Raw genomic sequence first — 795 nt, 5'->3', positions numbered from 1 at the left:
GCCCAGGGGGCGCACGCTGACGATCTGGCCGGATTGGGCGTGGGGCAGTGCCATGGCGTTTCTCCTTCCTCTCCCACCTCGGTGCACAGGGGGCATGTCGGGGTGCCTGCACGGATGAATGTGCGTGGGGTGGGGCGTTGAAGGCTACTTTGCCCGCACTTGGCGGCGCGCGCAAGGCCGGGGGAACCCCCGGAAGGCCCTGTCTGTCGGCTACACCGAGCGGCTGCGCGCCAGCGGCGGGTTCTTGGCGAAGTAGCGCGTGATGCCGCGCATCAGCGCATCGGCCAGCTGCTCCTGGTAGGCGCTGCTGCGCAGGCGCTTTTCCTCGTCGGGGTTGCTGATGAAGGCCGTCTCTACCAGCACGCTGGGGATGTCGGGCGCCTTGAGCACGGCAAAGCCTGCCTGTTCCACGCGCGGCTTGTGCAGCTTGGCCATGCCGCCGATCTCGCCCAGCAGCACAGTGCCGAGCTTGAGGCTGTCGTTGATCTGCGCGGTGGTGCTCATGTCCAGCAGCGCGCGCTGCACATGCTGGTCCTTGGACTGCACGTTGATGCCCCCGACCAGGTCGGCCTGGTTCTCCTTGTTGGCCAGCCAGCGCGCGGCCGTGCTGGAGGCGCCGCCCTGGCTCAGCGCGAACACGCTGGCGCCGCGCGCCTCGGGCGTGGTGAACGCGTCGGCGTGGATGCTTACGAACAGGTCGGCCTGCACGCGCCGGGCCTTTTGCACGCGCACGCCCAGCGGCACGAAGTAGTCGCCGTCCCGCGTGAGGTAGGCCCGCATGGGGTTGCCGCCCAC

The 795-nt window shown here is 69.3% G+C and carries 1 protein-coding gene; it reads right to left on the bottom strand.

All coding sequences use genetic code 11. The features are described from left to right. Window positions 1-210 precede the first annotated feature (210 nt). On the bottom strand, window positions 211-795 hold a 585-nt coding region (locus DBV10_RS22505), incomplete at its 5' end, for an N-acetylmuramoyl-L-alanine amidase (protein WP_199740237.1).

This window comes from Acidovorax sp. FJL06, from assembly GCF_003852545.1.
GTDB lineage: Bacteria > Pseudomonadota > Gammaproteobacteria > Burkholderiales > Burkholderiaceae_C > Acidovorax.
This window is presented reverse-complemented; position numbering and strand designations above follow the sequence as displayed.